Source organism: Mycobacterium sp. E1747, from assembly GCF_001667775.1.
In the GTDB taxonomy this organism is placed as follows: Bacteria; Actinomycetota; Actinomycetes; order Mycobacteriales; family Mycobacteriaceae; genus Mycobacterium.
In genome coordinates, this window is the sequence record NZ_LZJI01000110.1 from 1 (window position 1) to 5,477 (window position 5,477).

A 5,477-nucleotide genomic window follows, 5' to 3' on the forward strand; every position below is an offset into this window, starting at 1 on the left:
CGTCGGGATACGGCAAGACGACGCTGGTGGCCCAGTGGCGCGCCGAACTGACGGCCTCCGGCGTGACGGTGGCCTGGCTGACCGTCGACGCCGACGACAACAACGTGGTGTGGTTCCTCGCCCACCTGCTCGCCGCGATCCGGCGGGTGCGTCCCGCCCTGGCCGAACCGCTGGAGCAGATGCTCGAACAGCGCGGCGAGGAGGGGACCCGCTACGTGTTGACGTCGCTGATCGACGCCATCGACGAGCTCGGTGAACCCATCACCCTCGTCATCGACGACTGGCAGCGGGTATCGGACGCCCAGGCGATCGACGCCCTGCGCTTCCTGATCGAGCACGCGGGCGATCACCTGCAGATCGTAGTGACCAGCTGGTCGCGCCCGGCCGTGACGTTGAGCAAGCTGCGGGTCCGCGACGAGCTGGTCGAAATCGATTGCGAGAAGCTGCGTTTCGACGCCGACGAGGCGCGGGCCCTGCTCAACGACGTCGCGGGGCTGCAGCTGGGCGGAGACGACGTCGCGGCCCTGACTGCGTCGACGGACGGCTGGGTGGCCGCGCTGCAATTGGCGACGTTGTCCCTGCGCGGCGGGGGCGATGCCGGCGACCTGCTCAGCCGCATGTCCGGTGACGACGAGGCGGTCGAAGAGTTCCTCGCCGAGAACGTCCTGGACGCCCTGGAGCCCGAGCTCGTCGAGTTCATGATGGCGACCTCCATCACCGAACGCATCTGCGGGGAGCTGGCATCGGTGCTGGCCGAAGTCGGTGGGGGACACGCCATTCTCGAGGACATCGAGCGGCGCGGTCTGTTCCTGCGACGCATCGACCATGCGCCGCAATGGTTTCGCTACCACCAGATGTTCGCCGGGTTCCTGCGACGCCGGCTCGAGCGCGAGGATCCCGGAAGCCTTGTCGAGTTGCACCACACGGCGTCGGAGTGGTTCGCCGAGCACGGCCACATGAGCGAGGCCGTCGACCACGCGCTGGCCGCGGGCGAGACCGCGAACGCGGTCGATCTCGTCGAGCGCCTGGAGACGAGGGCGCTGATCAACCAATCCCGCATGACCACGTTCCTGGGCCTCATCGAGAAGCTGCCGCCCCCGCTGGTGGTGTCCAGGCCGCTGCTGCAGCTCGCGTCGGCGTGGGCCAACATCCTGCTGCACCGCAGCGAGGCCACCGAGGCCGCGCTGCAGCGCTTCGCCGCCGCCCTGGCCAAGGCGGACCTGCCCGAGGAGAGGCGCGCCGACCTGGCGCTGGAAGCGAGCGTGGTCGGGGCGGTGGCCGAGATCTACGCCGACCGGACCGACGGGCTCGAGGAGCGGCTGGCCGACGTGGTCTCCCACGCGGATCAGCTGCGGCCCGTGCTGCCGCAGGCCGCGGCCACCGCGTTGGCGTTCGCGGCCATCTACCGCTTCGATCTGCTCGGCGCCCAGCGGCTGCTGAAGTGGGCGGAGCCATACAACGAGCAGGTGGGTGCGGTCGGTGCCGTCTACGCCCGCAGCTGGGCCGGCATCGCCGCCCGACAGCAGCTCGACATCCCGCTCGCCCTGCGCATGTTCCGGGAGGCGTTCGACATCGGCAGCGCGGCCGGGCCGCACTCGTACGCGGCGCGGATCGCCGGCGCCGTCCTCGGCGAATTGCTCTATGAGACAGGCGAATTGGCGCAGGCCGCGGAGCTGCTCGAGGAGAGCTATCACCTGGGTCCCGAAGGCGGCGGGGTCGACTACCTGGCGGCGCGCTACGGCGTCGGCGCCAGAATCAAAGCCGTGCAAGGGGATCGGGAGGCCGCGGCCGAGCGCCTCGATGACGGCGCGGCCGTGGCCGAGCGGCTGCGGTTGCCACGCCTGGCCGCCGCCCTCAACCACGAGCGCATCAGGTTGGGTCTGCCGATCGACCCCACCGAGGCCGCGCGGTTGCGGGCCGTGGGCAGCATTCCCCGCGACGGCAACGGCGTCGCCACCATCACCGCCGAGCTCGACGCCGCCTCCGGTATCCGCCTGCTATCCCGCAGCCACGCCAGCGACGACCGCGATCAGGCATGCCGGCACGCCGCCGCACTACTCGCCGGAATCGACGCGACCGCGCGCCCGCTGGCGGCCCTGCAGGCGCGCCTGCTGCTGGTCGAAACGCTCATCGCCGCCGGACGCGCGGCCGACGACGACCTCGCGCTGGTGCGTGCCCAGTGTGCCCAACACGGATTGCCGCGGCTGCTCATCGACGCGGGCCTCGGCTGACGACAGACAACACGCAAAAGGACGGTGGAGCATGGTAGCCAGCCAAGAAGGCATCGGGATCCTGAAACTCGAATGCCCGCAAGGACATCCCGTGGGCCGGATCCTCAAGGACGCCCCGCATCAGTCGGTTCAATACGATCCCGGCGCGATGGTGGGGCCCCGCCGGTTTTGGCCCGATGAAGAGGACCAGCCGCAGTTCAACGCGCAGTGCAGGCACTGCGACAAGCCGGTGGGTGACGCCACGGCCACGCTGCAGGTGAAGCTGGCCGAGGTGATCGCCGACGCGTCGGTGACGACGGGGACGGCCACGCTCGCGTATCGGTAGGTCGCCGCTACTGTAAGAGCGACAGTAGCGACCGACTCGAGAGGAGTTCCGTGGCCCAGGTTCCCCCGACCCCGCACGACGAGCCCCGCCCGCCCGAGGGAGACTGGCTCGGCACCCGCTACCTGACCTTCGAGCGCCAGGGGCCGATCGCGGTGTGCACCATCGACCGCCCCGAAGCGCGTAACGCCCTGACTCCCGCGATGTACTTCGGGATCCGTTACGCCGTCGGACGTGTCGCCGAGGACCCCGACTTGGCCGGCCTCCTGATCACCGGGACCGGGGACGTCTTCGCGCCCGGCGGTGACATGGGCGGCGGCGGAGCCACGGACAACTGGATCACCTTCGGCGGCGCGCTCGGCATGGACGTCACGCCTTTCGACACGGTGCGCACGTCGGTAAAACCGATCGTCTCCGCGGTGAACGGCCTGTGCCAGGGCGGTGGATTTCAGATCGCGCTGTGCAGCGATCTGTCGGTGGTCAGCGAGCGGGCCACCTTCCGGGTGCCCGAGCTGTTCCGCGGCTACGCCGACACCTACTACAGCCAGATGCTTGCCCGCGTCATCGGGCCGGTCCGCACCCGCGACCTGATGTTCACCGGGCGGGTGCTGACGGCCGCGGAGGCCCTGGACTGGGGCCTGGTCACCCGCGTCGTACCGCACGAGGACCTACTGAACACCGCGAAAGAGCTACTCGCGCAGTGCTGTCGGACCGCCCCACGCGCCCGCGGTGTCATCAAGTCCAGCATCGACAGCTACCTGGGCCTCTACGACCGCATCGGCATGACCAGCAGCCTGAGCGACGCCGAGGCCCGCGAGGGCTTCCGCGCGTTCAAGGAGCGCCGCTCGCCCGATTGGGTGCACCCCGACCTGCGTGTCGAGGGACGGCTATAGGTCGATCCACTCCCCGTGGGCAGCGACGCGGGTCACGGCACAATTGATGTTGCCGCTCGCGTCGCGCTGCCCGTCGGCACGCCGCGCACCGCCGGAACCGCTTGCACGGCAACATCCCTCACTCCATGGAGCGGATCATCATCCCGCCGTCGTCCACGGCCTGCGGGGTCGCGCCGTTGTCCTGCCGGAAGTCGATGAACGCCGACCGCTGGTTCGACGTGTTCAGAAGCTCGGTGAACGTGCCGAGGACGGGGATGGGACCCTGCGGTGCCGGCACGTTGGCCGTGTAGTCGATGGAGGCTTGCTGTTGAAAGTTCGCGCTCTGCAGCGGCCGCGTGTCCGGGGCGGTGAGGTTCCTCATGTCGCCCAACCCGGACGATGACGCGTACTCGTCGATGTCGGCCTGCAACACCGCGCCGACATCCGTCCCGCCCGCGGGCTTGACGGCGACCCGCAGCTGCGCGCTGCCGTCGGCATTGCTGAGCGCCACCCAATTCGGGCCCCGGTGCCCGAGCGTCCAGCCCGGCGCGGGCACGATCGAGATGCCCTCGGCAATGACGACCGGCTCGGCGGAGGCGAGCCGCACCGGCGAGGAATGGGCGGTGGGGAAGAGGGCGGTCGCCACCGTCAGGGCGGTTGCGGCGGCCGCGGCGGCGGCGACCCGCCACGGACGTATGGGCTCGGGTGTCGACATGTGCTGCTCCTCGTGCGGCTCTGGCGAACGGGGGATTCGCCGGTTGGTTCTAACGATCTCCCGTAGGGGGTCCGCTGTCCAAGACTGCGCCACTATTTGCTGATAGCTCTCCTCTATCGAAACCGGCTCGGCGGAGGACCGGTGTGTCAACATGTCTGCGGCCCAGCCGACCTTCGACCGAGGGAACCAGACGTGGCGAACCCTGAGCGTGCCCGCTCCCGCACCTTCGTCGTGACGGGCGCCGCGTCCGGAATCGGCCTGGCGACCGCGAGGCGCCTGCTGGCCGAGGGCGGCACGGTGATCGGCGCCGACCTGGTCGAGGCGCGCGACCTGGGGCCCGGGTTCACGTTCGTCACCGCCGACGTCACCGACGAAGCGGCGATCGCCGCGGTGCTGGCCGCGGTGCCCGACCGCCTCGACGGCGTGCTGCACGCCGCCGGGGTCGCCGGCGGCGGCCCGGTCCACCTGCTCGACCGGGCCGACTGGGACCGGGTGATCCGCGTCAACCTCACCGGCACGTTCCTGGTCGCCAAGGCGGCGCTGACCCGGATGATCGAGCAGCCCCGGGTCGACGGCGAACGGGGTTCACTGGTGACCGTCGCCAGCGTCGAGGGCCTGGAAGGCACGGCGGGCGGCAGCTCGTACAACGCGGCGAAGGGCGGCGTCGTGCTGCTCACTAAGAACATCGCGCTCGACTACGGTCCGAGCGGTATCCGCGCCAACGCCATCTGCCCCGGCTTCATCGAAACGCCGATGGCACAGAGTGTCTTCGGCCTGCCCGGCATGGAGGGCCCGCTGCAATCCATCACGGAAGAACACGCCCTGCAACGGCTGGGTCAGCCGGACGAGGTCGCGGCCATGGCGGCGTTCCTGCTGTCGCCCGACGCCTCCTTCGTCAGCGGACAGGCCATCGCCGTCGACGGCGCCTACACCGCCGGCCGCGATCACGGTGTCGTGAAACTCTTCGGCTTTCCCCGATAGCGCCTTAAGATTCGCGCATGGTCACTCCCGATGAGGCGATCGAGGCGATCCGAGGCACCGGCGGTGCGCAACCGGGTTGTCGCGCGCTGCACGCCAAAGGCACGCTCTACCGCGGCACGTTCACCGCAACCCCTGACGCGGTCACGCTTTCGCGCGCAAAGCATCTCGACGGCTCGACGGTCCCGGCGCTGATCCGCTTCTCCAACGGCGCGGGCAATCCCAAGCAGCGCGACAATGTGCCGGGGATCCGCGGCATGGCGGTGAAGTTCACGCTGCCCGACGGCTCCACCACCGACGTGTCGACGCAGACCGCCCGGCTCTTCGTCTCGAGCACACCCGACGGATTCGTCGATCTG

General features: G+C 70.0%; 6 protein-coding genes. 5 read left to right on the forward strand and 1 reads right to left on the reverse strand.

Features of this window, described 5'->3' with window-relative positions; translation table 11 throughout:
* The 3 genes from A5695_RS29010 to A5695_RS11265 form a co-directional block, all read left to right on the forward strand.
* Positions 1-2,231, forward strand: a 2,231-nt coding sequence (locus A5695_RS29010; protein ID WP_068081183.1) for a hypothetical protein, incomplete at its 5' end; no start/stop codon positions are given.
* 31 nt (positions 2,232-2,262) lie between these two features.
* A complete protein-coding gene (locus A5695_RS11260; RefSeq protein WP_068081185.1) occupies positions 2,263-2,556 on the forward strand; it encodes a hypothetical protein in 294 nt (97 codons plus the stop codon).
* A 50-nt stretch (positions 2,557-2,606) separates the two neighbouring features.
* On the forward strand, positions 2,607-3,446 hold the full coding sequence (locus A5695_RS11265; RefSeq protein ID WP_068081189.1) for an enoyl-CoA hydratase/isomerase family protein: 840 nt from the start codon (positions 2,607-2,609) through the stop codon (positions 3,444-3,446).
* A gap of 118 nt (positions 3,447-3,564) precedes the next feature.
* Here the strand turns inward: A5695_RS11265 and A5695_RS11270 are convergent, their stop codons facing one another.
* Positions 3,565-4,032, reverse strand: coding sequence for a hypothetical protein (locus tag A5695_RS11270; protein ID WP_082946015.1), 468 nt, complete (start codon positions 4,030-4,032; stop codon positions 3,565-3,567).
* Between the two features lie 300 nt (positions 4,033-4,332).
* Here A5695_RS11270 and A5695_RS11275 point away from each other — a divergent pair, with 300 nt between their 5' ends.
* A complete protein-coding gene (locus A5695_RS11275; protein WP_068081200.1) occupies positions 4,333-5,121 on the forward strand; it encodes an SDR family NAD(P)-dependent oxidoreductase in 789 nt (262 codons plus the stop codon).
* Between the two features lie 17 nt (positions 5,122-5,138).
* Positions 5,139-5,477: catalase (locus A5695_RS11280; RefSeq protein WP_156749581.1), on the forward strand; the 339-nt coding region annotated here is incomplete at its 3' end.

Coding starts and splice junctions, on each gene's coding strand:
- A5695_RS11260 (WP_068081185.1), top strand. CDS start 2,263: ATGGTAGCCAGCCAAGAAGGCATCGGGATCCTGAAACTCGAATGCCCG.